The sequence below is a fragment of the Streptomyces uncialis genome (assembly GCF_036250755.1).
Classification (GTDB): Bacteria; Actinomycetota; Actinomycetes; order Streptomycetales; family Streptomycetaceae; genus Streptomyces; species Streptomyces uncialis.
In genome coordinates, this window is the sequence record NZ_CP109583.1 from 1,416,610 (window position 1) to 1,440,693 (window position 24,084).

Here is a 24,084-nt window from a genome sequence, read left to right on the forward strand (position 1 = left end):
CGTACTTCATCGCCGCGGTGCGGTCCTCCGGGGCGACGGCCGTCCGGGAGCGCCGTCGGCCGACCGCCGCCCCGCTCGCACGCCGGGGTGCGCGGGCTACTGTGTCGCGCGTCACGCGCGAAGGCGCGTCCGGTCGGCGGACGGAACGGGAAGGGGAACGGAGGCGCACCGCGCCTCCGGCCCCCGTGCCGTACCGGGGACGCAGAATCCGGGCCGTGCCACGCGACGCGCACACCGTCCGGCCCGCGAGCACCGTCAGGGGAGACATGTCCGAGCCCGTACCCGCCGGTTCCCGCCGTCCACCGCGGCGGCGGCCGCCCCGGCTGCTGGTGCCGCTCCTGCTGCTGGCCGTCTGGATCGGGGTGGGCGGTGTGCTCGGCCCGTTCGCGGGACGGCTCGGGGAGGTGGCCACCAACGACCAGTCGGCGTTCCTGCCGCGCAGCGCCGAGTCGACCAAGGTCGGAGCCGAGCAGCGGGAACTCGCCCAGGAGGAACCGGTACCGGCGATCGTCGTCTGGACGGCCGAGGGCGGCGGGCGGCTGGACGCGGGCGCCGAGGAGGCGGCGAACCGGGTGCTCGCCGCGGTCGGGGCGGACACGGAGGTCATCGGGCGGGTCCCGCCCGTCGTGCCCTCGGAGGACGGCGAGGCGCTGCGTGGGGTGGTGCCCCTCGACCCGGCTCTCGGCGACGCCCTGCCCACCGCCGTCGAGGACATCGGGGCCGCCGCGGGGAAGGTACCCGGGACCACCGCCCAGGTCGCCGGGCCCGCCGCTTCCCAGGCCGACCTCAAGGGTGCCTTCTCGGGCATCGACGGGCTGCTGCTCGTGGTGGCGCTCGTGACCGTGCTGGTGATCCTGGTGCTGGTGTACCGGAGCGTCCTGCTCCCCCTGGTGATCATCCTCAGCGCGGTCCTCGCCCTCGCCCTGTCCTGCGCGGTGGTCTACGCGCTGGCGGACGCGGGGGTGGTGCGCGTCGACGGGCAGGTGCAGGGCATCCTCTCCATCCTGGTCATCGGCGCCGCCACCGACTACGCGCTGCTGCTGACTGCCCGGCACCGGGAGGAGCTCGCCGTCCGCTCCGACGCGTACGCCGCGCTGCGGGCCGCGGTACGCAGGTCCGCCGGGGCCATCCTCGCGAGCGCCGCGACCGTCGCGTTCGGGCTGCTCGCCCTCCTCCTCAGCGATCTGACCAACAACCGGGCGCTCGGTCCGGTCGGCGCCATCGGTATCGCCGGTTCCGTGCTCGCGGTGCTGACGTTCCTGCCCGCGGTGCTGATGCTGCTGGGCCGGAGCGTCTACTGGCCCGCGAAGCCCGAGACCGCGGCACCGGCACCGGCACCGACTCCGGTGGCCGCCGACGGCACGGGTGAGAGGACCCGAGCGGACCGGGTCCAGGAAGCGGACCAGGCGTCGGGGACGGCCGGGGTCCTGGCGACGGCCGGGGTCTGGGGGCGGGTCGCGCGGCTAGTGGACCGGGCTCCGCGACGGGTCTGGGCGACGAGCCTCGCCGTACTGGCCCTGTTCTCGGTGTTCGCCGGAGGACTCAGCGCCAAGGGCCTCCCGCTCGACGAGATCTTCGTGAACGACGCCCCTTCCGTCGCCGCCCAGGAGACGCTGGGCCGGCACTTCCCCGGCGGCTCCGGGACCCCGGCGGTGATCCTCACCGACGCCGACAGCGCCGAGCGGGTCGTACGCGCCGCCGCGGACACCGAGGGCGTCGCCTCCGCGGCGCCCGCCCCCGGCCCGGGTGGACCGGGCAGCGCCGCGCCTTCCGCCGACGGCCGGGTCAGGATCGACGCCGTACTGGCGGACAGCTCCGACAGCGCGGCGGCCGAACGGACCGTCCTCGCCCTGCGCGACACCGTGCACTCCGTGGCGGGAGCCGACGCGCTCGTCGGCGGCTGGACCGCGCAGCGCCTCGACGCCCGCACCACGGCCGAACACGACCGCGACCTGATCGTGCCGGTCGTCCTGCTGATCGTGCTGGTCATACTGATCGGCCTGCTGCGTGCGCTGGTCCTGCCGCTGCTGCTGGTCGCGACGGTGGCGCTCAGCTTCCTGGCCACCCTCGGGGTCAGCGCCCTGGTCTTCCCGCTCGTGCTGGGCTCCGCCTCCACCGATCCCTCCGTACCGCTCTACGGCTTCGTCTTCCTCGTGGCCCTGGGCGTCGACTACAACATCTTCCTGATGTCCCGGGCCCGCGAGGAGTCCCTGGTCCACGGCGTCCGCACCGGCATGCTGCGGGGGCTGGTCACCACCGGCGGGGTGATCACGTCGGCCGGGGTGGTGCTCGCCGCGACCTTCGCCGCGCTGGCGGTGATCCCGCTGTCCTTCCTGGTGCAGATCGCGTTCATCGTGGCGTTCGGCGTGCTGCTCGACACCTTGATCGTCCGCTCGCTCCTGGTGCCCGCACTCGTCCGGGACCTGGGCCCGCGCGCCTGGTGGCCCGGTGTCCTCAGCCGTCCGGCGGAACGGGACCCGGGCGCCGCGCGGCCCGCGACGGGGAAGGGGGAACCGTCCGGCGGCTAGGAACCGCCCCCGGCCCGCGAGCAGGGAACCGGCCCAGCGGGACGACGCCCGGACCCCACCGCCTCACGTCGCGTTCAGCGCCACCGTCGGATGCGTCCGTGAGGCCCGGATCGCCGGATAGAGGCCCGCGACCACACCGATCACCAGGGTGGCCGCCAGACCGCCCGCGAGGGACCAGGGCGGGACGACAGCCGTCCACCCCTGGAACCGTGCGAAGCCGCCCGTGGCCGCCGCGCCCAGCAGCGCGCCACTCACCCCGCCGAGCGCAGACAGCAACAGCGACTCGGTCAGGAACTGGAGCCGGATCGCGCCCCGGGTCGCGCCCAGCGAGCGGCGCAGGCCGATCTCCTGACGGCGCTCCAGGACGGAGATGACCATGGTGTTGGCGACGCCCACACCACCGACCAGGAGGGCCACCGCGCCCAGGCCGAGCATCAGGTTCGTCAGCCCCTCGTCGGTGGCCGCCTTGGCGGCCAGCGCGTCCGACGGGCGGGAGACCGTGACGCCCGCCTCGTTGCCGGGGCTGACGGTGCGGGCCAGGACCGCCCGTACGTCCTCCACCGAGGCGTCCGTGGAGCGCTCGAAGACGGTGGTGGGGTGGCCGTCGAAGCCGAAGTAGCGTTCGGCGGCGGGGAAACCGATCATCGCGACCCGGTCCAGGGCGGGAACCAGTTCGATCGGCTTCAGGATGCCGACGACGACCACACGGATGTCGTCCATCATGATCGTCTCGCCGGTACGGGTGACCCCGAGACGGTTCGCCGCCCGGGCGCCGAGCACCGTCACCGGCAGGCGTTCCCCCGCCCCGTCGAGCCAGACTCCCCGGTCGACCTCACCGCCGAGCGTGGACAGCAGATCGGTACGGGCCGCCTGGGCGATGACCCCGGCGGTGCGCTCCTCGGGGACCACGTCGCTGCGGCGGATACGGGCGTCGACATCGGCGGTGGCCGTGGCGTGCTGCACCGGTCCGACGCGCTCGACCATCGCGACCGCCGACTTCGCGAGCTTGACCCGGGTGCCCGAGGGGTCCTCGGCCGCCTCGGCGGTGAGGAGGTTGGTGCCGAGGCGGTCGAGCCGGGCCATCAGGTCCGCGCGGCTCGACTCGGACAGCCCGACGACCGCGACCATGGTCGCGATACCGATGGCGATACCGAGCGCCGAGAGCACCACCCGGGCGCGCCGCGCCCGCAGACCGACCGCGCCGACCCGCAGGACGTCACGCGCGGAGAGCCGGGAGGGCTTGAGGTCGTTCCCCACGTTCCTCATGAACCGACCCCTCCCCCACCGGACACACCCGACGACATGGACCCGTCCGACCCGCCGGACCCGCCGGACGCACCGGACCCGTCGGAACGGGAGTCCGAGACGATCGCGCCGTCCCTGAAGCGGACCCGGCGCGGCAGCGAGTCCGCGATCCCCCGGTCATGGGTGATCACACAGATGGTGGTGCCGGACGCGTGCAGCTCGTGCAGCAGCTCCATGACGATCGCGCCGGACGCGGTGTCCAGCGCCCCGGTCGGTTCGTCCGCCAGCAGCAGCGTGGGGTCACCCACCAGCGCGCGGGCGATGGCCACCCGCTGCTTCTCACCACCGGACAGCTCGTTCGGTGTGTGCGAGCGGCGGTGGTCCAGCCCCACCCCGGCGAGGGCCTCCCGTGCCAGGGCGCGGCGCCGCTTCAGCGGCACGCCCGCGTACAGCAGTCCGTCGGCGACGTTGTCCACCGCGTCGCGTCCCGCCGCCAGATGGAAGTGCTGGAACACGAAGCCGATATGGCGGGCGCGCAGCGCGGAGAGCCGGGAGTCGGGGAGCCGGGACACGTCGTACCCGGCGACCCGGACGGTGCCCGAGGTGGGCTTGTCGAGGGTGCCCATGACGTTGAGCATCGTGGACTTGCCGGAGCCGGACGGGCCGACGACGGCGAGCAGTTCACCCGCTTCGACGGTGAGGTTCACCGCGCGCAGGGCGTGGACGCCGCCCGGGTACGACTTGGCGGCGTCCCGCAGTTCGATCACGGGAGCGGGTGTGCCGATCGACGGGGGTTCCTCGATCACCTCAGGGTGTGTCATGACTTCGCCACCCCGACCTTCATCCCCTCGCGCAGGCCGGAGCCGCTGACCTCGATCCGCCCGTCGGCGGTCATGCCCGTCTCCACCCGCACCATCCTCGACGCGCCGCTCTCGACGATCTGGAGGCCGTAGCCGCCGTCCTCACCGCGCAGGGCGACGACCGCCTCGACGGGCACCGCCAGGACCCCCTTCCGTGCCTCGCTGACGAACTTCACGCTCGCCGGTTCGTCGGGGTCCTCGCCGGACACGGCATCCGCGCCGCCGGTCAGGACGACCTCGACGGTGATGCCCTCCGGGCCGGGTTCACCGCCCTCGGCGGCGAGCTGGTCCGGCCGGACCGTCCCCGCGACCTTCCCCGCCACGGTCCGCCCGCTCGGCAGGGTGACCTCGACCTTGGTGCCGTCGGAGGTGAGCGCCCCGTCCCCCTGGTCCAGTTGTGCCCGGACGACGGGGTTGGTGGAGGCGATCGTCAGGACCTTCCCGTCCGGTCCGACCTGGTCGGCGAGCGCCGCGTCGGCGGAGACCACCTTGACCTGGCCGGGCTGGAAGACGACATGTCCGCGCCCAACCCGGCCGGTGACGTCGCGGTTCAGGGACTTCTGCCACCGCTTGACGGCGGCCTCGGTGTCCTTGTCGTACCAGATGTCGACGTACAGCCGCGCCCCGTACCCCAGGTCGCGCAGATTGCGCTCCAGTTGGAGCACATCGCTACCGCGGTCGCCGTCCTTCATCTCGCGGAACATCGGGACGGGCCCGTAGAGCAGGGTGACGGGCTTGTCGTCCAGCTCGTACAGCGCCTGCCCCCGGGTCAGCGTCGCCCCTTCGGAGGCGGCCACCGTGACGGTGCCCTCCACCGCGGATCCGACGGGACGGCGCTGCGCGAAGTCGATTGTGCCGTCGACCGTCTTGGAGCTGACCAGGTCGGTGCGTACGACCGGCGTGGTGGCGGGCGGCAGACCGCCGCGCCCGGGGTCGCCCCCGTCCCCGCCACCACCGCCGAGGTACAGCGCGCCCCCGGTGACGGCGGCGCAGACGGTCACCGCGCCCAGCACCACCAGAGCGGTACGGCCCTTGACCGCGTGCCGTCCGGACCTCCGGGTCACTGCATCCCGTCCAGACCGTCGAGCAGCTTCGACGCGCACGCCTCGCGGGCCTTCTTGTACGCCGGTGACTCCTCGTCGAAGGCCGGGTCCATCGGGTTCGACTGTCCGCCCGGCTGGGCGTTGCCGCCGCTCATGGTCGGGTTGACGAACTTGGAGACGCCGTTGTCCCGCATGCAGTGGGCGTGCGCGAGCATCGACTCGTACGCCTTCTGCTGGTCGATCTTGGGCGTGGCCGCCGAGACGGCCTGCAACTGTTCGACGCAGACGCCGTTCCTGCCGCCCCTGATGCCTTGGTTGCGGCCGGGCTGGGACCCGATGGCGTTGATCTTGTCCCAGTCGGGATGGCCGTTGAGCCTGGGGTCGGGGAAGTCCGGATAGCCGCCCTTGGCGCGCATGCACTCGATGTACGTCATCTGGGCGTCGTAGAAGGCGCTCCTGCTGTCGGAACGGGCACCCGGCTTCTTATCGCTCTTGGTGGGGCTCGCGTCCGGCTTGTCCGGCGCGGCGGGCACCTCGGCGATCGCGGTGTCCTTCCTGGCGCCGTCCGCGTTGCTGTCGTCACCGCCGACACAGGCCATGGAGAAGGCGAGGACGGGCAGCACGACGAGCGCGGTCAGGCGCAGCCGGGCAGTCGTACGGGAGGTCGTGTTCACGCTCATGGCCACCACCCTCGCCACGCCACGTGATGGCGATTCCATGGTCATATGATGAGCACGTAACAATGCCCCGACCTGCGACATCGACCCCCGGCCAGGGCAGCGGAGCAGCGATCGGGACGGCCATAATCGACCGCATGCCGCATGTACTGCTGATCGAGGACGACGCGTCCGTACGGGACGGGATGGAGCTCGTGCTGCGCCGGCACGGCTACGACGTCGACACGGCGGCCACCGGCGAGGAGGCCCTCGACCTGCTGGACGGTCCGGGCGGCGGGAAGGTCGAACTGGCCGTGCTGGACCTGATGCTGCCCGGTATCGACGGCTTCGAGGTGTGCCGCCGCATCCGCGCCCGGACCACCGCCATGCCGGTCATCATGCTGACCGCCCGCGGCGACGACCAGGACATCGTGACGGGCCTGGAGGCGGGCGCCGACGACTATGTGGTCAAGCCGGTCACCGCACCCGTGCTGGAGGCCCGTATCCGGGCGGCGCTGCGCCGCGCGGAGCCGTCACCGGCCGGACCGGCACCGGGCGCGGGCGCCGACCTCGCCGGGCTGGTGATCGACCGCGCCGGGCTGACCGTCACCAAGCACGGGGTCCCGGTCGCGCTGCCGCCCACCGAGCTGCGGCTGCTCCTTGAGCTGTCGGCCTCCCCCGGCCGGGTCTTCAGCCGTGAGCGGCTGCTGGAATCCATCTGGGACCACACCTTCCTGGGCGATTCCCGGCTGGTGGACGCGGCCGTCGCCCGACTGCGGGCCAAACTGGAGGACATACCGGGCAAGCCGCGCTACGTCCAGACGGTGCGCGGCTTCGGCTACCGCTTCGGACCGCTGTGAGCCGGGGGGACGGACGCGGGGGTGGAGCGAAGCGGGGGCCGGGAGCGGCACGCGGGGACGGGGCAACAGGTGCGGACAGGGCGGCACGCGGGTCCGGGGCGGCACGCGGGGACGGGCGCGGCACCGCGCCGAAGCGGCGGCGCCCCCGGCGGCTGATCGGGCGGCTGATCGGCGGACTGCGCGTCCGGCTGGTCGTCGCCTTCGTCGTCGTGGCCCTGATCAGCGCGGTGACCGCGACCGCCCTCGCCTACCGGGACGCACGCACCGCCGTTCTCCAGCGCACCCAGCAAGCGGCCGTGCACGACCTCCGGGACCAGGTCACCGCGGTCGCCGCCGACTTCGAGATACCCCCCGACCAGCGGTCGCTGTCGCGGTTCACGGCACAGGTCGCGGACGGCCTCGTCAGCGACAGCCGTGTCGTGGTCGCCCGGTACCAGGACCTCGTCGCGGTCTCCGACTCACGCACCGACCCGGACGCCCGGATCTCCCCCGAACTGCGCACCGCCGTGCACATCGGGGACGAGGCCCGGTTCCAGCGGGTGATGTGGCGGGGCGAGCCCTATCTCGTCGTCGGCATGCCCGTGAGATACGCGGACGGGGACCGGGAGACCTCCGGTCTGGAGGTCTACGCGCTCACCGATCTGCGGGCCGAACGGGACGACATCGCCGCCCTGCTGGACTCGGCGCGGGAGGGCACCGTACCGGTGGTGGTGCTGGCCGCCGCCCTGGCGCTGCTGGCGGCGGGAACCGTGCTGCGTCCGGTACGCAAACTGGGGCGGGCCACCCGCGAGCTCGCGGCCGGGGACCTCGGCAGCCGGGTCGCCGCCACCGGGCACGACGAACTGGCTGAGCTGGCGAGGACGTTCAACGAGACGGCGGACGCGCTCCAGGCCTCCGACGCGGAACTGCGCGAGCAGGAGGCGAAGGCGCGCCGCTTCGTCGCGGACGTGTCGCACGAACTGCGCACACCGCTGGCGGCGATGACGATGGTGGCGACCGTCCTGGAGGAGGACGCCGACCAGTTGCCGCCGGACGCGGCACACGCGGCCCGTACCGTCGGCGCGGAGACGGCGCGGCTGGCCCGGCTGGTCGATGACCTGATGGAGATCTCCCGCTTCGACGCCAAGGCGGTACGGCTGAACGCCGCCGAGACGGATCTGGCCGACACCGTACGGGCGTCGCTGGCCCTGCGCGGCTGGACGGACCGGGTGGAGACACGGCTGGCGGAGGGTGTGCGGGCGGTGGTCGACCGGCGCCGCATCGACGTGATCGTGGCGAACCTGGTGGGCAACGCGCTGCGGCACGGGGCCCCGCCGGTCACGGTGACCCTCGCGACGGCCCCCTCGGCGGACGGGAGCGGCACGGAGTGGGTGACGCTGGCGGTGGCCGACCACGGCCCCGGACTGCCGCCGGGAGCCCGGGAGCGGGTCTTCGACCGGTTCTACAAGGCGGACGCGGCCCGCACACGCGGCGCGGCCGACGACAGCGGCCAGGGCAGTGGCCTCGGCACGGCGATCGCGCTGGAGAACGCGCGGCTGCACGGCGGCACGATCGAGGTGGCCGACCTGGCCGACGGGAACGACGGGAACGGCAAGGGTGGCGAGCGGGCGGCCCACGAACCGCGGGGCGGAGCGGTGTTCACGCTGCGGCTGCCGCTGCGACGCACGGGGGAGGACACGGAGTGAGGGTCCGGCAGAGGGTGTCGGTCGGCGCGCTGGGGCTCGCCCTGATGGGCTGCGGCGTCCAGCCGACCGGGGTGATCGGCACGGGTGAGTCCGCGTCCGGGCCGACGCGGGGGGTGCGGATGTACTACGCGTCCGCCTCCGGTCTGCGCGGGGTCCCCACGCGTCACCAGGAATTCGACAGCCTCAGCGGGGTGATGAAGCTGTTCTTCCAGGGGCCGTCGGCCGACCAGCGGCGCGACGGGCTCACCAACCTCCTCGAACTCCCCGGCTTCCAGGTGAGCGGAACAGGCACCCGCGTCACCGTGCGCCTTGAGGACTCCTACGCGGGAACGGGCCGCGACCAGGGAACGGGGCAACTGGTGTGCACCCTGGCCCGCGCCCAGTCCGTGCTCGACCCGAAGGTCAGGACCGACGACGTCGAGGTCACGGTGCGCCAGCCCGACAGCGCCGACCTGGGCCCCTACCGGTGCGCGGAGTTCCTCGACGGGTGAGGGCGGGGACGGTACGGGGGCGGGCGCGCGCACAAGGCTCTGCCCCGCCGGACGGACTCCAGCGGGGCAGATGCGACCAGCGGTGCCCGCGAGGGGCGGTACGGCGTGTCCGGTCAGGCCGGGATGACGTTCTCCGCCTGCGGACCCTTCGGGCCCTGGGTGACGTCGAAGGTGACCTGCTGGTTCTCCTCCAGGGACCGGAAGCCGGACGCGTTGATGGCGGAGTAGTGGACGAAGACGTCCGGGCCGCCGCCGTCCTGGGCGATGAAGCCGAAACCCTTTTCGGCGTTGAACCACTTCACAGTGCCCGTGGCCATGTCTGCCCCTTTGTCCAGGGTTGCGGGACACCGGCTTGTCAGTGCCCCTCGGTTGAGGTGATCGCCCTGGTCCTCGGGCATGCTGCACAGCGCAGCGCCCACGGCGCGAACCGCGGGCGCTGATGACTTCGAACCACGACTACCGGCAAGAAAGTTATCCGATTTGTGATCGCCTGGCTACATGACCCCGACCGGTGATCCCGGGCCCGGCTCCGGGGAGTCCGGGGCCGGGCCGCGGCGAGGCGGCCGGTGGGCCCGTGGTGCCGGCGGGGTCACGCCCCGCGCGACCGCGGGACGCCAGGCTCAGAACGTCAGTCGGAAACTGTTGATGTGACCGGTGTCGTCCCACGCCTTGTCCTGCACGCGCAGCTTCCAGACGCCGTTGGCGACCTCCGACGAGGCATCGACCCGGTAGGCCGTCCTGAGGTTGGGCGCCGTGTCGTACGGGCTGGACGCCTTCAGCGGGTACACGGTCCCGTCGGGCGCCAGCAGGTCCACCGCCAGGTCGCCGCGGAAGGTGTGGACGATGTCCACCCCGACGTGCAGCGTGGCCGGGGCGTTGCCCGTGATACCGGACACCGTGACCGAGGACGTGACCGCCGGACCGAGGTCCGGGATGGTGACGGGGGTCGTGTTCTCGAAGACCGTGCCCGGGGGGTTGGGGTCGACGCCACCGGGGCGGTCACCGACGTTGACACCGGCCCAGGCGTCGGTCACACGCGCGACCTCCGGACTGCTCGCCCCGTACAACTCGGCGGCGACCGCGAGGGTGCCCGCGCGCGCTCCCGCGTAGTCGGTGGTGGTGGTGAACTTGGTGGTCAGCGCCTTGAACCAGATCAGCGCCGCCTTGTCCCGGCCGATACCGGTCACGGGCAGTCCGTCGGAGGTAGGCGAGTAGTAGCTGACCCCGTTGACGGTCTTGGCCCCGCTTCCCTCGGACGCGAGATAGAACCAGTGGTTCGCCGGGCCCGACGAGTAGTGGACGTCCTGGCTGCCGAGGGTGGGGTACCAGTAGTCCTTGGACGGCCCGTCCTTGCTCGGCTCGTCCATGTAGCGCAGCGGTGTGCCGTTCCCCCGGATGTCGATCTTCTCGCCGACCAGGTAGTCACCCACGTCCTGGGGGTTGTTGGCGTGGAACTCCACGGCCGCCGCGAAGATGTCGGAGGTCGCCTCGTTCAGTCCGCCGGACTCGCCGCTGTAGATCAGGTTCGCCGTGGCCGAGGTGACACCGTGCGTCATCTCGTGCGCGACCACGTCGATCGCGGTGAGCGGCTCGGCGTTGGCGTAGCCGTCGCCGTACGTCATGCAGAAACAGGAGTCCTGCCAGAACGCGTTGGAGTAGTTGTTCCCGTAGTGCACCCGTGAGGAAGCACCGGCCCCGTCACCGCGGATACCGTTGCGGCCCTGCACGTTCTTGAAGTAGTCCCAGGTCAGACCGGCGCCGTAGGCGGCGTCCGCGGCGGCCGTCTCGTTGTGGGCGGGCAGGCCGTCGCCCCACACGTCGTCGGTTCCGGCGAACAGGGTGGGGGTCCCGGGGGTCCCCTTGGCCAGGTCGTACGTCCGGTGACCGCCGCGTCCGGCGTCGGTGAGCTGGTACGAGGAGCCGGACCCGGAACTGCCGAGCGTCACCTGACCGCTGTACTGGGTGTTGCCGGTGCCGTTGTGCACCGCCTGCCATTCGAACAGCTTCTTGCCGTCGCCCGCGTCGGTGACGACATGCAGTTCGTTGGGGGTGCCGTCGTGCTGGAGACCGCCGACGACCGTCTCGTACGCGAGGACCGGTTCCGTCCCCCGCGCCAGCCAGACCACCTTGCGCGGCGCGCGGTCGGCGGCGGTCCTGGTGGAGCCCTCGGCCCTCGCCCGGCCCAGCGCCTGCTTCTCGGCGGCGGACGGGGCGATACCGGCCGTGGTGCGGACCCCCTTGAGGGCTGTCCGGGAAGCCATGGCGATCGACTCGGTCGCGCCCGCCCCGGTCTCGGACACCACCAGGTCGCCGCCGAGCACCGGCAGCCCGGCGAAGGTGCGCTCGTAGCGGGTGTGGGTGGTGCCGTCGCGGTCCTGGGTGACGTCCCGGACGACGAGCTTCTCCCGCGCGGTGAGGCCCAGTTCCCGGGCGGTGGCCGTGGTGGTGGCGCTCCGGGCGCGGATCAGTTCGGCGCGCTTGGCGGGGGTGAGGCTACGGGGCAGGGCGCCGGGGTCGGCGGCGCCCGCCCGGGTGGTACCCGGTCCGGCGGTGGCGGGCTGGGCAGCCGAGGGACCGGCCGGAAGGCCGAAGGCCAGCAGGGCGGCGGTGGATATGAGCGCGCCGGTCACGGCGGTGCGCCGGCGAAGCGTGGATCTCACGCGGACTCCTTCTGCGAGGGGGCTGTGGGACGGCCTGGTCGAGGCGCGCCCCGGCAGAACGAACGGTGCGGCGGTGCGGCGGGTACGGCGAAGCGGTGGTGCGGTGAGCGGTGGTGCGGTGAGCGGTGGTGCGACGGACGGGGGAAGAGTGGCAGGAGTGGCACCCTCCTGTCAGGGGCGCGTCAAACCTTGGCCGGAACTCCTCCGCCCAGGGACTCCTCCGCCCAGGAGATCCGCGACGGCGGACTCCCGATCACCCGCCCCCGGAACCGCCCCCGCCGACCGCCTCGTAAGCTCCCGACCGTGACGCCCGGCCGCACAGGGCTACGCGTCCCGGAGTCCGGCGACCAGCGACAGGAACAAGGCCAAGATGATCACCATCCATCTGAAGTACGAGATCGACCCCGACCGCATCGACGACTTCGAGGAGTACGGCCGCCGCTGGGTCGGCCTCGTCAACCGCTTCGGCGGCACCCATCACGGCTACTTCCTGCCCAGCGAGGGTGACAGCGACATCGCGTACGCCCTCTTCTCCTTCCCCGACTTCGCGCGGTACGAGCGCTACCGGGCGGACAGCGTCACCGACCCCGAGTGCGTGGCCGCGTTCGAACTGGCCCGCCGGACGAAGTGCATCCGCCGCTACGAGCGCCGCTTCCTGCGCCCGCTCGACGCCGCACCGGCGCCGCGGGACGAGCCGTCCGTCTGAGGTCAGGCGCGCTCCCGGGCCCGGTGCGCGGGGTGGTGGTGGGTCCCCGGCAGAGGTCGCGTGGCGCGGCGTCGCGGAACCTGTACCGCCACCGGGTTCAGAGGCGTACGACGAGCTTGCCCGTGCGCCTGCCCTCCTCCATGTCCCGGTGCGCGTCCCTGATCCGGTCCAGCGGGTAGACATGGACGGGGCCCGCGGAGAACTCACCGGTGGCGATGCGGTCCAGATAGCGCTGGAACACCTCGGCGGGCAGATCGCCCGACTCCCCGCCGTACGCCGACAGCCGCAGCCCGCGGGGCAGATACGCGATCGGGTAGAAGTCCGGGATCGTCCACCGGTTGGAGAGCATCCCGGTGAAGCAGACGGTGCCCTGGGAGCGGGTGGCGGCCAGCGTGTCGGGAAGTGTGGGTGTGCCGACGAGTTCGAGCCCGGCGTCCACCCCGTCCGGAAGGATCTCGCGCACCAGCGGGGCGACCGTGCCGTCGTCGACCAGCGGATGGTCTACGCCGTGTTCGGCCAGGACCCGGAGCCGGTCCGGATCACGGGTGGTCGCGAACACGGTCGCCCCGAGGTCGCGGGCGAGCGCCGCCGCCGTCATCCCCAGGGCGGAGGTGCCGCCACGGATCAGCAGCGTCTGCCCCGACCGCAGATCCAGGCCGGTGGTGAGCGATCCGTACGCGGTCTGAAGGGTCTCCGGCAGCGCGCCCACCGTCTCCCAGGGCAGCTCCGAGCGGAAGGGGACCACCTGGGAGCGCGGCACGACCGTGTACTCGGCATAGCCACCGTCGTAGGTGCGGCCCATCCCGCCCATCATCGTGACCACCTGCTGCCCCAAAGGCAGCACCCCGTCCGGGTCTGCGTCGACGGTCCCGGTGGCCTCGATCCCCAGCACCCGGGGCAGGGTCACCCCTTCGGCGAGACCGAGCCGGGTGTGGAGTTCGGACCGGTTGATACCGAACGCCTCCACCTTGATCCGCACCCAGCCCGGCCCCGGCTCCGGAACCGGGAGCACCTTCAACTCCAGACGGTCCACCGGCCCCGGCTCCTCCAGGACGACGGCGCGCATGGTCTTCCCCACTGGGCCTCCTCGTGATCGTCTGCGGGGGTCATCGTGGCGCACCGGCGTACGAACCGGCGCGGGTGGCGTCACCGGCCGCCCGGACACCGCACCAATGGCGGCACCGGCCACCGCCCCGGCCCGGACGGCCCCCTACGAGCCCGCGCGAGCGGTGAGGCGGGCGAACTCCCACGGGTCGTGGGCGCTGAGGACGGTGACCTCGTCCGCGTGGTCGCGGCGCAGACCGCGGAGTCGGTCCCTGGTCAGTACCCGGGCCGCGGCATCGGTCTGTGCCCCCTGCTGGACCGGGTCGAGGGCGGGGTGGGAGCGGGGCGGGGTGTGCTCGATCTCGCCGTGATGCATGTACGCGTCGCCCGCGTGCAGCAGCCACCGTCCGTCACCGTCGCGGACGGCGACGCCCGCGTGTCCCGCCGAGTGGCCGGGCAGCGGCACCAGCAGCTCACCCGCGAGCCCCCGCGGCCGTGCCACGTCCCGGAATCCGAACCACTCGCCGTCCCGCACGGCGACCGCGGGCGTCAGCAAGGGGTGGTGCGCCCGGTGGGCGGACATGAACCGGTCGAGGCTGTGCCGGTGGTGCGGCGCCGCGGGGTCGGTGACGGACCGGTACTCGTCGGGATGCACATGCACCCGTGCGTGCGGGAAGTCCGGCAGTCCTCCCGTGTGGTCGCGATGCAGATGGGTGAGCACGATGTGCCGCACGTCCCGCGGCGCGTACCCGAGGCGGACGACCTGGCGCAGCGCGCTCTCCTCGGGGTCGAGCGCGGGCCGCGCGTAGGCGACCCAGTCCGCGCCGAGTGACCGCTCGGGGTGCCGCAGGTCGGCGGTGCCGAGGCCGGTGTCGACCAGGACCAGCCCGTCCGAGTCGGTCTCGATGAGCAGGCAATGGCAGACAGCGGCCCGTTCGCGGTGCGCGACATCCGCCGTGGGTTCCGTGCCGAGCGGTGGAATCTTCCTGAGGGAACCGCAGTTGAGGTGGTGGATACGCACAAGGCCCCCTGGAGGCGAGTTCGGCGGGCTGTTCGTGACGGACGTTAGGAGGAGCCCTCGTGACTCACCAAACGGTTGGACACGCCCCGTCGGGTGGTCAGGACGGCCCGCTGGAGGACTGTCCGGGCGGCGCGCTGGTGCCGCCGGGCCGGGCAGCGCGGTGCCCTGTCGACATCACCCTCGCCGTGCTGGGCGGCCGGTGGACGCCGCTGGTGCTCCGCGAGTTCCTGCGCCGTGGGGAGGCTACGTACTCCGAGCTCTCGGCGGCCCTGCCCGCGCTCTCCGACAAGGTCCTCTCGGAGCGGCTGGCCCAGCTGACCGCCGCGGGCGTCATCGAGCGCCACCGCAGCGCCGGTTGGCCGCCCCGGGTCCGCTACACGCTCACCGGCCAAGGCCGGGCGCTGGAGCCGGTGGTCCACAGCATGTGGGAGTGGGGCACCGCGCGACGGGACGCCCCCGGCTGATCGCCGCACCGTCACCAGGACACCGGGACACCGGGACACCGGGACACCGGGACACCGGGGTCATGATCCGGGGGCATGGCCGGCCAGGAGCAGGGCAGGCGGGGGGCGAGGGCGGGAACGGCCGCGGACAGCTCCTCACGGAGCGGCGTGGCCGGGGCCCCGTCCGCACCGCTTCCCCGAGCGAGAGGAGTCTGTGCCATGCAGGAGAACGCGTGGGAGTACCCGTCCGCGGCTGGACACACCGGGTCCGATCTGACCGGGTTCAAGGTCGAGGCCCTGGACGGCGGTATCGGCAAGGTCGACAAGCACACCGACGAGGTCGGTTCGGCGTGTCTGGTCGTGGACACCGGTCCGTGGATCTTCGGCAAGGAGGTCCTGATACCCGCCGGTTCGGTCACCCGGGTCGACACGGCCGACGAGAAGATCTTCGTGGGGCTGAGCAAGGACCAGGTCAAGAACGCGCCCGAGTTCCTCCGGGAGACCCACTACGACAGTCCCGACTACCGTCGTCAGCTGGGCGCCTACTACTGGCCGTGAGACCCGCCGGCCGACGGGCGGGGTGAGGCGTCCCCGCCCCCACCCGTCCCTCCAGGGCGGATTTCGGTCACGACCCTGTTGAAAGGGCGCAAACGGTGCCACTCTGGGGGTCACGGGCGATCCGCGACCCCCAGCGGGTACCCCGTACCGGCCCCGCCGTCATGCCACCGCTCGGGCGGGCCGCGCCGACCCTCCCGGCTCCCCACGGGAGGGCCAGGGCGCGTGGGCCGACGGATCTGGCGGCCCCGACGGCCCGCAGGCTCTCCGGTCCCGCTCCAGGTCACCTCGCCCGCCGACGGATCCGTTTCACCTCGCCGTCGACGGCCCAGGCATCGGCGACCGGTCCGAGGTGGCCGAGCTTGTCGGGGTTGATCACCGCGCGGATGTCCTGGATCCGCCCGTCGAGCACATCGAGGGCCAGGATCTGGAGGACCTTGCCGTCCCGGTCACGGAAGACGGCACCGGGCCGGGCGTTGACCTCGTACGGCTCGAACGTCACGTCGACCCGGGCCAGCAACGGCACGACGGCGGCCAGCAGGCGGGCCACGTTCCCGGCACCGACGGCGGCCCTGGCCGCCTGCGGGGCCTTGCCGCCGCCGTCCGACGCCAGCCGCACATCGGCGGCCAGCAGCTCCCGCAAGGCATCGACATCACCTTCGCGCAGGGCGTCGAAGAACCGCGCCGCCAGCTCCCGCCGTTCCGCGCGGTCCGCTTCGAACCTCGGCCGCCCGGCGTCCATGTGCCGCCGTGCCCGTACCAGCAGTTGCCGGCATGCCGCCTCCGAACGGCTCACCGCCGAGGCGATGTCGTCGAACCCGAAGCCGAACACGTCCCGCAGCACGAACACCGACCGCTCCAGCGGGCTGAGCCGCTCCAGGAGCAGCAGCGCCGCCATCGACACCGAGTCGGCCAGCTCCGCCGAGCGCGCCGGGTCCTGGTACGGGTCGCTCAGCAGCGGCTCGGGGAACCACGGACCCACGTACGTCTCCCGCCGCACCCGCGCGGAGCGCAGCACGTCGATCGAGATCCGGGTGACCGTGGCGGACAGGAACGCCTTGACCGACGCGGGAAGCGTCGTCGAGGCGTCGAAGCGCAGCCAGGCCTCCTGCACCGCGTCCTCGGCCTCGCTCACGCTGCCCAGGATCCGGTAGGCGACCGAGAACAGCAGTGGCCGCAGCTCCTGGAACTCCTCGGCCTTGTTCACGCCGTGTCCTCCTCCTTGAGGTCTTCCCGCCCGGCCCGCGCATCCACGCGGCACGCCACCGGTGATCCGGCGACCCGTCAGCCGCGTCGTCGCGGTGGAATCCTGCTGTTCCCCAGCGCGTCATCGACGGCCGGTCGACCGGCGGCCGGTCAGTGGAACTGGCCGACCTGGTAGTCACCGGCCGGCTGCTGGACGATGAGGTTCAGCCGGTTCGCCGCGTTCATGACGGAGACCAGGATCACCAGGGCGGTGAGCTGCTCCTCTTCGTAGTGCTTCGCGGCGCGTGCCCAGCACTCGTCGCCGACCCCGCCGGCCGCGTCCGCGACCCGGGTCCCCTGCTCCGCCAGTTCCAGCGCGGCCCGTTCCGCCTCGGTGAAGACCGTGGCCTCCCGCCACGCCGCCACCAGGTGCAGCCGCGCCGATGTCTCACCGGCCGCGGCGGCCTCCTTGGTGTGCATGTCGACGCAGACGGCGCAGCCGTTGATCTGGCTCACGCGCAGGGCCACGAGTTCCTGTGTCGCGGCGGGCAGCGGCGACTCCTTGAGTGCCGTGCCCGCGGCCATGAAGTGCTTGAGGGACCTGGTCCCTGTCGTGGTGGCGAGGTAGTCCAGTCGCGCGTCCATCGTGTTCTCCTCCGTGCTGTGCGGCTCTTCGGTGGCTGTATCCCTGGGACGAGACAGCACCGCGCCCTGTGACACGGAGGCGTGTGATCCACGTCATCCCGAACATGGTCACCGCACCGGTCGACCGGGCGGGAAGGCGACGGGGGTCTGTTCAGGTGGTGCGGCGGGCGGCGTCCCGCACGGCGTGCGGCAACCCCGAACAGAACATATGACTATATGCCCGTTCATACGGACCACAGAGAGAGGTGCACATGTACGGAGGCCAGCTCGCGAAGACGGGCACAGGAGCCCTGGCGATCGGTGGTGTGGCGCTGGGTGTGGAGTGGATCGTGGGACTCTCGCTGCTGATCGTGGCGGCGGGAGCGTTCTGCGTCCGGCTGGGGTTCCAGAGACGGACGCGACGGCGGTGACCTCCGCCCCGACCGTCGGCCGGCGGCCCCGCGCGCTGCTCCTCGCCGCGACTCTCGCCCTTCTGGTCATCGGCGCCTGGGCCGCGGTACGGGGACTGGAGGCGGGCGGTGTCCTCGGGGACCGGGACGACGGCCGCACGGTCCTGCTGTGGGCGCCGGTCGCGCTGCTGCTGATCCTCCAGAGCGTGCTCTACGCCTGCGAGCGGCCGCACCGTGCCGACGCCGCCGGGCAACGCGCCCTGGACGAGCTGCGGATCGCGGTCCTGGTCCCCGTGTACAACGAGGACCCCGCCTATCTGCGGGCCGCGCTGACGGCGCTGGCCGCGCAGTCCCGTCGCCCCGACGCGGTGCACCTCGTCGACGACGGCTCCGACGACGGCTGTCCCGCCGTCGAGAAGTGGTGGACCCGCCACGCGGCGGAAGCGGGCATCCGCACCACCTGGCAGCGCACCCCCAACCAGGGCAAGCGCCACGCGCAGGTCACCGCGCTGCGCGAGGCGGACGACGCCGACATCATCGTCACCGTCGACTCCGACGCCTGTCTCGCCGCCGACGCCCTCGGTGAAGTGCTCCAGCCCTTCGCCGACCCCCGGGTCCAGGGCAGCGCCGGACTGGTGGTCGCCGCCAACCACCGTGCCACCCTCCTCACCCGGGTCACCGACCTCTACTTCGTCGCCAACCAGCTCGTGGACCGCTCCGCGCTCTCCCCGCTCGGCGCGGTGATGGTCGCCCCCGGCAGCCTCGCCGCGTACCGGGCCCGTCCTGCGCGACAACCTCGCCGCCTACCTCGGTGAGACCTTCATGGGCAGGCCCGTGCACTTCTCCGACGACTCGCTGCTGACCCTCTTCGCCCTGCTGAGGGGACGGGTGGTCCAGCAGCCCAGCGCGGTCGTCCTCACCGCCATGCCCGAACGCACCGGTCACCATCTGCGCCAGTACCTGCGCTGGATGCGCGGCTCCACGATCCGCTCGCTGTGGCGCGCCCGCCATCTCCCCCTCACCCATCCCGCCTATGTCGCCCAGTTGCTGCGCTGGTTCCTCCAACTCGTGTGCACCGGCGCCCTCTGCTGGATGGCCGTCCTCCATCTGCGCCACGACATCGGCTTCTCCCCCTGGCTGGCCACCGTCCCCCTGCTCATCGGGTACGCCCAGGCCCTGCGCTACCTCACGGTCCGCCGCTCCGACGAGACCCTCGCCCACCAGACCGTCACCTGGCTGCTCACGCCCCTCGCCCTGCTCTGGGCGTGGACCGTGCTGCGCGCGGTCCGCTGGTACGCGACCCTCACCTGCGGCCGGACCCGCTGGGGCACCCGCGCGGGCGGCCCCGAGGTCGTCCTCACGGCCCCGGTCACCGCCTGACGCCGTCCCGGCAGCGGCGGCCCCGTCCGGCGGAATCCGGGCGGGGCCCGTCGTCCGTGGCGCGGTACCGAACGGCCGGGACGGGGTCAGGCCCACGCAGGTGGACTCTCCCCGTACCTGGTCGGCACACCTCCCGAACCCGGAGGAAGTGTGCTAATTCTCCTCCGGGTCCGGACCCAGGAACGGGGTGCACAGCGAGATGCGTGGTACTTCCCACGGACGACGGCTCGGTGCGGTCGTCTGCGCGGCGATGGTTCTCTCGGTGTCGGCGTCGGCTTCGGCGCTGACTGCGGGTTCGTCCCCGTCACCGGCCTCGGCCTCGGCGCCGACCGCCGCCGGAGCGGCTACGCGGGCCGTGGCGGCACCGGCTGCGGCACCGGTGGCGCGGGCGGCGCCCGGCACACCCGGGGTGCCGCAGAGCCCGGTCGAGGTCTACCGGGAGAACTTCGAGAACGGGACGGGCCCGATCCCGGTCCTGCTCGACGAGTACACCGGGGCGCCACCCGTGAACGCCACCTACACCGCCGACCCGAACTGGCTGGACCCGGCGCAGTGCAACGGGATCATCCTCAGCCAGTCCGGGGAGGACCAGCCGGACTGCGCGAGCGCCAGCTCGGCGGCCATGCTCGATCTGCGGGACATGGCCGGTGTGCTGGGCCAGGTGGGGGGCGCCGCCGACCCGACCGTCAACCACGCCGTGTCCGCGTGGACCGCGGGGGACCCGGGGGCGGATCTGACGGAGTTCGCCACGGTCGAGCCGATCCCGCTCGTCAGCGAGAACCGGTTCATCACGTTCTCCGTGGACGTCGCCGCCATCAACTGCTTCGCCTCGGGGCCGCGACTGGAGTTCTATCTCACCGGCTCCGGCCCGGAGATTCCCACGTTCACCAGCCCGATCGACCCCTGCACCGACCCCCGCGCCCAGACATACCCCGGGAGGAAGGAGGTGGAGGCGGGTTCCTTCCCCAGCAACGGTTCCGTGCTGTTCACGGGTACGTCCGTGGGGATCAGGATGGTCAACGCGAACGGCGGCGGGGGCGGCAACGACCACGCGTTCGACAACGTCGGCATCCTGGATGTGACGCCGCAGCTCGACAAGGAGTTCAACCCTCCGACGATCTCCCAGAACGCCGTCTCACAGCTGACGTTCACGGTCACCAACACCAGCGAACTCGCGGCGAAGACCGGCTTCTCGCTCACCGACGCGCTGCCCGCCGGGGTCGTGGTCGCCTCCTCCCCCAACGCCTCCACCACCTGCGGGAACGGCACGGTCACCGCGACCCCGGGATCGTCCTCGGTGTCCCTGGCCAACGGGGGCCTGACCACCGGCACCGCGTCGTGCGTCTTCATGGTGGACGTCACCGCCGCGGACGCGGGCACCTATCCGAACACCCCGGCGGACCTGGCCCTCGTCGGCCTCGACCCACCCGCGACCGCGACCCTGACCGTCACCGCGCCCGCCGGTCCGTCGCTCGTGAAGAGGGCGGCCGAGGCGTCGTTCAGCACCGGACAGCAGCTCCACTACAGCTACCGGGTCACGAACAACGCCGACGAACCCCTGACCGGTGTCGCGGTCACCGACAACGGGCCGGGCACCCCCGTCGTCACCTGCCCGTCGGGCACGCTGGCCCCGGGCGCCTCCGTGACCTGCACCGCGCTGTACACGGCGACCGCCGCCGATGCCACGGCGGGCACCATCGTCAACCGGGCGACCGTCACCGGCACCACCGGGGCCGGGACACCGCTCAGCGCCACCAGCAATGCCGTCGTCGTCCCCCTGCGGTCGCTGGCCGTCACCAAGGCGGCCGTCGAACCGGTCTTCAGCGCGGCGGGGCAGACCCTGCGCTATGTCTACCGCGTGACCAACACCGGCCGCGCCCAGCTCGGCGCCGTCACCGTCACCGACGACGGACCCGGTACCCCGGCCGTCATCTGCCCGCCGACCGTGCTCGCGCCCGGGGCGAGCGTGCGGTGCGTCGCCTCGTACGTCACCACCGCCGCCGATGTGGAGGCCGGACAGGTCGTCAACAAGGCGACGGCGACCGGCTCCGATGTGCAAGGGGGGCCCGCGCGGGCGGTCAGCGCGACCGTCACCGTCCCCTACCGGGCATTCCGCGCCGATCTCGCCGTCGACAAGACGGGCCCCGCGACCGCCCGGCCCGGCGAGCGGCTGACCTACACCCTGACCGTGACGAACAACGGACCCGCCGACTCCACCGGCTGGACCGTCACCGACCCCCTGCCCGCCGCGCTGACCGGTACGCGGACCCTCAGCCCCGGTTGCGAGATCGAGTCGGCCACCCTGACCTGCACCGGCACGGAACTGGCCGACGGCGACAGCGTCACCCTCCAGGTGTCGGGAATCCTCTCCCCCGGCGGCACGGCCGTCACGAACACGGCCACCGTCACCGGCCGGGACCCCGACCCGGACCCGGAGAACAACACCAGCACCCTCGTCACGACCATCCCCTCGGTGGAGATCGTGAAGAAGCAGAACGGCCCCGCCTCGGTGCGCGCGGGCGCCACCGTGTCCTACACGATCACGGTCCGCAACACCGGCTCCTCCCCCACCACCGCCGCCTTCACCGACGATCTCTCCCGCCTTCTGGACGACGCCGCGTACAACGACGACGCCACCGCCACCAGCGGCCGGGTCGACTACGGCGAGCCCGTCCTGTCCTGGGAAGGCACCCTCGCGGCCGGCGGGAGCGCGACGATCGAGTTCTCGGTCACCACGGACCGGCGGACCTTCGGGGACCTGCGGCTCGACAACACCGTGACCTCCCCGACCCCCGGCAGCAACTGCCCCACGAACCACCCGGACACCCGCTGCACCACCCACGGCACCGTCATCACCAAGGACAAGGACAAGACGGCCCGGCCGGGCCCCCAGAGGCAGACCCGGCCCGGTGTCCGCCAGGAGCGGCCCGTGGACGCACGGCCGATCGACACCCCGAGCATGCTCGGCTGAACCAAGGAAGCAGGACGGACAAGGCAATGACCTGACCGGCGCGGACCGCCGGTAGGAACCGCCGGAACGGGTGCGCACCTCCTGGGTGCGCACCCGTTCCGGCGTCCGGACGGTCCTGCGAGGACACCGCCGCGTTCAGCGCGGTGCCGACAGCTCCCGTTTGAGGATCTTCCCGGTCGCGGTCATGGGGAGGGAGTCACGGAACTCGATGATCCGGGGGTACTTGTACGCGGCCATGTTCCCCTTGCACCACCGGACCAGTTCCTCCTCGGTGACGGTGGCTCCCGGTGCGCGGATGACATACGCCTTGACCTCCTCGCCGTGGCTGGGGTGCGGCACCCCGGCCACGGCCACCAGACTCACCTCCGGATGGGTGAGCAGGATCTCCTCCAGTTCACGGGGGTAGACATTGAAGCCGCCGCGGATGATGAGGTCCGTGGTGCGGTCGACGATGAAGACGAAGCCGTCGGTGTCGCGGCGGCCGATGTCACCGGTACGGAACCAGCCCCGCGGGTCGATCGCCTCCGCGGTCGCCTCCGGCCGGTCGAGATAGCCCTTCATCACATTGTGGCCGCGGACCCGGATCTCCCCCGGCTCGTCCGGCGCGGCCTGCGATCCGTCGTCCCGCACGATCCGTACCTCCACCCCCCACACCGGATGTCCGACCGAACCGGGCTTGCGCGGCCGGTCCCTGCGGTTGAACGTGGCGACCGGACTGGTCTCGGAGAGCCCGTACCCCTCCAGGACCGGTATCCCGAAACGTTCCTCGAACGCCCTCAGCACCTCGACCGGCAGGGCGGACCCGCCGGAGACGCTGATCCGCAGATTCCCGGCGATGGCTTCCAGATCGAAGCGGTCGGCCGCCTCATGGGTCAGCAGCGCCCAGTACATCGTGGGGACCCCCGCGAAGAAGGTGACCCGCTCGCGTTCCATCGCGGCCAGCGCCGCCCCCGGTTCGAAGCGGGGCAGCAGCACGACCGTCGCGCCGCTCGCGAAGCCCGCGTTGAGCTGCACGGTCTGGCCGAAGGAGTGGAAGAGCGGGAGCGCGACCAGGTGCACGTCGTCCGGGGTGGAGCCGAACAGCCGATTGGCCAGCAGGGCGTTCTGCACCATGTTGCTGTGGGTCAGCTCCGCGCCCTTGGGGCTGCCGGTCGTACCGCTGGTGTAGAGCACGACCGCCGTGTCCGTCTCCCGGGTGGGCACGGTGTCGAACCCGTCGGGGGTGCCCGCGGTGAGGTCCGCCAGGGTCGGCGGCTCCCCGGGGGCGGCGGTGCCCCGCGGATCGGCGGTGATCACGATGAGGTGTTCGCAGCCGGGCACCGCCTCGAACGCCGCCCGGCCCGCCTCGCCCATGGGCAGCTGCCCGGTGCCCTCGAAGCAGAAGTACGCCTTCGCCCCCGAGTCCCGCAGATGGTAGGTGATCTCACGGGCGTTGAGCAGCACGTTCAGCGGCACCACCGTCGCCCCGGTCTTCAGGATGCCGAAGTAGACGACGGGGAAGGACGGCAGATTGGGGCAGCTCAGGGCGACCCGGTCGCCGGAGCCGACGCCACGGGCGGCGAGCCCCGCGGCGACCCGGCCGGCTGCCGCGTCGACCTCCGCGTACGTCAGCCGGGTCCCGTCGAGGACGAGCGCGTCCCGGTCCGGGTGCTCCCGGGCGGTGTCCTCCAGCAGAACGGCCAGGTTGAGCATGGGTTCCTCCAGATCGGCGGGGTAC

The 24,084-nt window shown here is 72.5% G+C and carries 22 protein-coding genes; 11 read left to right on the forward strand and 11 right to left on the reverse strand.

Translation table 11 applies throughout. The features are described 5' to 3' along the window. Positions 1-266: 266 nt before the first annotated feature. Positions 267-2,528 (forward strand): MMPL family transporter, encoded by a 2,262-nt coding sequence (locus OG711_RS05530; protein ID WP_329558586.1) that lies wholly within the window; start codon positions 267-269, stop codon positions 2,526-2,528. A gap of 63 nt (positions 2,529-2,591) precedes the next feature. Here OG711_RS05530 and OG711_RS05535 read toward each other — a convergent pair whose 3' ends face one another. Genes OG711_RS05535 through OG711_RS05550 form a run of 4 tightly spaced genes read right to left on the reverse strand, consistent with a single transcriptional unit; the run spans position 2,592 to position 6,356 of the window. Then, entirely contained in the window at positions 2,592-3,794 is a 1,203-nt protein-coding gene (locus OG711_RS05535) for an ABC transporter permease (protein WP_329558587.1), read from the reverse strand. Beyond that, positions 3,791-4,594 carry an ABC transporter ATP-binding protein gene (locus OG711_RS05540; RefSeq protein ID WP_329558588.1) on the reverse strand — a complete coding sequence of 268 codons (804 nt, stop codon included), beginning with the start codon at positions 4,592-4,594 and terminating at the stop codon, positions 3,791-3,793. The genes OG711_RS05535 and OG711_RS05540 overlap by 4 nt, the downstream gene beginning before the upstream one ends. Continuing rightward, positions 4,591-5,697, reverse strand: coding sequence for a peptidoglycan-binding protein (locus tag OG711_RS05545; RefSeq protein WP_399547195.1), 1,107 nt, complete (start codon positions 5,695-5,697; stop codon positions 4,591-4,593). Before OG711_RS05545 ends, OG711_RS05540 begins: the two co-directional genes overlap by 4 nt. Next, positions 5,694-6,356 (reverse strand): hypothetical protein, encoded by a 663-nt coding sequence (locus OG711_RS05550; RefSeq protein ID WP_266505948.1) that lies wholly within the window; start codon positions 6,354-6,356, stop codon positions 5,694-5,696. The genes OG711_RS05545 and OG711_RS05550 overlap by 4 nt, the downstream gene beginning before the upstream one ends. A gap of 134 nt (positions 6,357-6,490) precedes the next feature. On the opposite strand from OG711_RS05550, the gene OG711_RS05555 reads away from it, so the two are divergent. The 3 genes from OG711_RS05555 to OG711_RS05565 are packed head-to-tail and all read left to right on the forward strand — an operon-like array spanning position 6,491 to position 9,368. After that, entirely contained in the window at positions 6,491-7,192 is a 702-nt protein-coding gene (locus tag OG711_RS05555) for a response regulator transcription factor (protein WP_099282435.1), read from the forward strand. Continuing rightward, positions 7,189-8,877 (forward strand): ATP-binding protein, encoded by a 1,689-nt coding sequence (locus tag OG711_RS05560; protein ID WP_405672800.1) that lies wholly within the window; start codon positions 7,189-7,191, stop codon positions 8,875-8,877. The genes OG711_RS05555 and OG711_RS05560 overlap by 4 nt, the downstream gene beginning before the upstream one ends. Beyond that, complete coding sequence (locus OG711_RS05565) at positions 8,874-9,368, forward strand: GerMN domain-containing protein (protein ID WP_073786984.1); 495 nt, start codon at positions 8,874-8,876, stop codon at positions 9,366-9,368. Before OG711_RS05560 ends, OG711_RS05565 begins: the two co-directional genes overlap by 4 nt. Positions 9,369-9,481: 113 nt before the next feature. On the opposite strand, the gene OG711_RS05570 is transcribed toward OG711_RS05565, so the two are convergent. Together OG711_RS05570 and OG711_RS05575 are read right to left on the reverse strand one after the other, a co-directional pair. Continuing rightward, a complete protein-coding gene (locus tag OG711_RS05570; RefSeq protein WP_015610594.1) occupies positions 9,482-9,685 on the reverse strand; it encodes a cold-shock protein in 204 nt (67 codons plus the stop codon). 303 nt (positions 9,686-9,988) lie between these two features. Then, positions 9,989-12,028 (reverse strand): M4 family metallopeptidase, encoded by a 2,040-nt coding sequence (locus OG711_RS05575; RefSeq protein WP_329558589.1) that lies wholly within the window; start codon positions 12,026-12,028, stop codon positions 9,989-9,991. Positions 12,029-12,398: 370 nt separating this feature from the next. Here OG711_RS05575 and OG711_RS05580 point away from each other — a divergent pair, with 370 nt between their 5' ends. Continuing rightward, entirely contained in the window at positions 12,399-12,734 is a 336-nt protein-coding gene (locus OG711_RS05580) for an NIPSNAP family protein (RefSeq protein ID WP_073786988.1), read from the forward strand. Between the two features lie 97 nt (positions 12,735-12,831). Here OG711_RS05580 and OG711_RS05585 read toward each other — a convergent pair whose 3' ends face one another. Both OG711_RS05585 and OG711_RS05590 read right to left on the reverse strand, forming a co-directional pair. After that, on the reverse strand, positions 12,832-13,800 hold the full coding sequence (locus OG711_RS05585) for a zinc-binding dehydrogenase (protein ID WP_329563635.1): 969 nt from the start codon (positions 13,798-13,800) through the stop codon (positions 12,832-12,834). 144 nt (positions 13,801-13,944) lie between these two features. Then, complete coding sequence (locus tag OG711_RS05590) at positions 13,945-14,799, reverse strand: MBL fold metallo-hydrolase (RefSeq protein WP_329558590.1); 855 nt, start codon at positions 14,797-14,799, stop codon at positions 13,945-13,947. A 59-nt stretch (positions 14,800-14,858) separates the two neighbouring features. Here OG711_RS05590 and OG711_RS05595 point away from each other — a divergent pair, with 59 nt between their 5' ends. Together OG711_RS05595 and OG711_RS05600 are read left to right on the forward strand one after the other, a co-directional pair. Then, positions 14,859-15,263 (forward strand): winged helix-turn-helix transcriptional regulator, encoded by a 405-nt coding sequence (locus OG711_RS05595; RefSeq protein ID WP_329558591.1) that lies wholly within the window; start codon positions 14,859-14,861, stop codon positions 15,261-15,263. A 198-nt stretch (positions 15,264-15,461) separates the two neighbouring features. Beyond that, positions 15,462-15,800, forward strand: a complete 339-nt coding sequence (locus OG711_RS05600) for a ribosome maturation factor RimM (protein WP_073786995.1) — start codon at positions 15,462-15,464, stop codon at positions 15,798-15,800. Between the two features lie 280 nt (positions 15,801-16,080). Here OG711_RS05600 and OG711_RS05605 read toward each other — a convergent pair whose 3' ends face one another. Together OG711_RS05605 and OG711_RS05610 are read right to left on the reverse strand one after the other, a co-directional pair. Further along, positions 16,081-17,004, reverse strand: a complete 924-nt coding sequence (locus OG711_RS05605; protein ID WP_329558592.1) for an RNA polymerase sigma-70 factor — start codon at positions 17,002-17,004, stop codon at positions 16,081-16,083. Between the two features lie 149 nt (positions 17,005-17,153). After that, positions 17,154-17,627 (reverse strand): carboxymuconolactone decarboxylase family protein, encoded by a 474-nt coding sequence (locus OG711_RS05610; protein WP_329558593.1) that lies wholly within the window; start codon positions 17,625-17,627, stop codon positions 17,154-17,156. Between the two features lie 251 nt (positions 17,628-17,878). Here OG711_RS05610 and OG711_RS05615 point away from each other — a divergent pair, with 251 nt between their 5' ends. The 4 genes from OG711_RS05615 (at position 17,879) to OG711_RS05630 (ending at position 22,367) form a co-directional block, all read left to right on the forward strand. Further along, entirely contained in the window at positions 17,879-18,037 is a 159-nt protein-coding gene (locus OG711_RS05615) for a hypothetical protein (RefSeq protein WP_266505970.1), read from the forward strand. Continuing rightward, the gene (locus OG711_RS05620) at positions 18,034-18,831 is read left to right on the forward strand and encodes a glycosyltransferase family 2 protein (protein ID WP_329558594.1); all 798 of its coding nucleotides are present in this window, start codon (positions 18,034-18,036) and stop codon (positions 18,829-18,831) included. The genes OG711_RS05615 and OG711_RS05620 overlap by 4 nt, the downstream gene beginning before the upstream one ends. Before the next feature lie 7 nt (positions 18,832-18,838). Continuing rightward, a complete protein-coding gene (locus OG711_RS05625) occupies positions 18,839-19,396 on the forward strand; it encodes a hypothetical protein (protein ID WP_329558595.1) in 558 nt (185 codons plus the stop codon). A gap of 199 nt (positions 19,397-19,595) precedes the next feature. Next, positions 19,596-22,367 (forward strand): DUF7507 domain-containing protein, encoded by a 2,772-nt coding sequence (locus tag OG711_RS05630; RefSeq protein ID WP_329558596.1) that lies wholly within the window; start codon positions 19,596-19,598, stop codon positions 22,365-22,367. 135 nt (positions 22,368-22,502) lie between these two features. On the opposite strand, the gene OG711_RS05635 is transcribed toward OG711_RS05630, so the two are convergent. Then, the gene (locus OG711_RS05635) at positions 22,503-24,059 is read right to left on the reverse strand and encodes a long-chain-fatty-acid--CoA ligase (protein ID WP_329558597.1); all 1,557 of its coding nucleotides are present in this window, start codon (positions 24,057-24,059) and stop codon (positions 22,503-22,505) included. Positions 24,060-24,084 lie beyond the last annotated feature (25 nt).

Coding starts and splice junctions, on each gene's coding strand:
- OG711_RS05530 (WP_329558586.1), top strand. CDS start 267: ATGTCCGAGCCCGTACCCGCCGGTTCCCGCCGTCCACCGCGGCGGCGG.
- OG711_RS05535 (WP_329558587.1), bottom strand. CDS start 3,794: ATGAGGAACGTGGGGAACGACCTCAAGCCCTCCCGGCTCTCCGCGCGT.
- OG711_RS05540 (WP_329558588.1), bottom strand. CDS start 4,594: ATGACACACCCTGAGGTGATCGAGGAACCCCCGTCGATCGGCACACCC.
- OG711_RS05550 (WP_266505948.1), bottom strand. CDS start 6,356: ATGAGCGTGAACACGACCTCCCGTACGACTGCCCGGCTGCGCCTGACC.
- OG711_RS05555 (WP_099282435.1), top strand. CDS start 6,491: ATGCCGCATGTACTGCTGATCGAGGACGACGCGTCCGTACGGGACGGG.
- OG711_RS05570 (WP_015610594.1), bottom strand. CDS start 9,685: ATGGCCACGGGCACTGTGAAGTGGTTCAACGCCGAAAAGGGTTTCGGC.
- OG711_RS05580 (WP_073786988.1), top strand. CDS start 12,399: ATGATCACCATCCATCTGAAGTACGAGATCGACCCCGACCGCATCGAC.
- OG711_RS05585 (WP_329563635.1), bottom strand. CDS start 13,800: ATGCGCGCCGTCGTCCTGGAGGAGCCGGGGCCGGTGGACCGTCTGGAG.
- OG711_RS05600 (WP_073786995.1), top strand. CDS start 15,462: ATGCAGGAGAACGCGTGGGAGTACCCGTCCGCGGCTGGACACACCGGG.
- OG711_RS05610 (WP_329558593.1), bottom strand. CDS start 17,627: ATGGACGCGCGACTGGACTACCTCGCCACCACGACAGGGACCAGGTCC.
- OG711_RS05615 (WP_266505970.1), top strand. CDS start 17,879: ATGTACGGAGGCCAGCTCGCGAAGACGGGCACAGGAGCCCTGGCGATC.
- OG711_RS05625 (WP_329558595.1), top strand. CDS start 18,839: ATGGGCAGGCCCGTGCACTTCTCCGACGACTCGCTGCTGACCCTCTTC.
- OG711_RS05630 (WP_329558596.1), top strand. CDS start 19,596: ATGCGTGGTACTTCCCACGGACGACGGCTCGGTGCGGTCGTCTGCGCG.
- OG711_RS05635 (WP_329558597.1), bottom strand. CDS start 24,059: ATGCTCAACCTGGCCGTTCTGCTGGAGGACACCGCCCGGGAGCACCCG.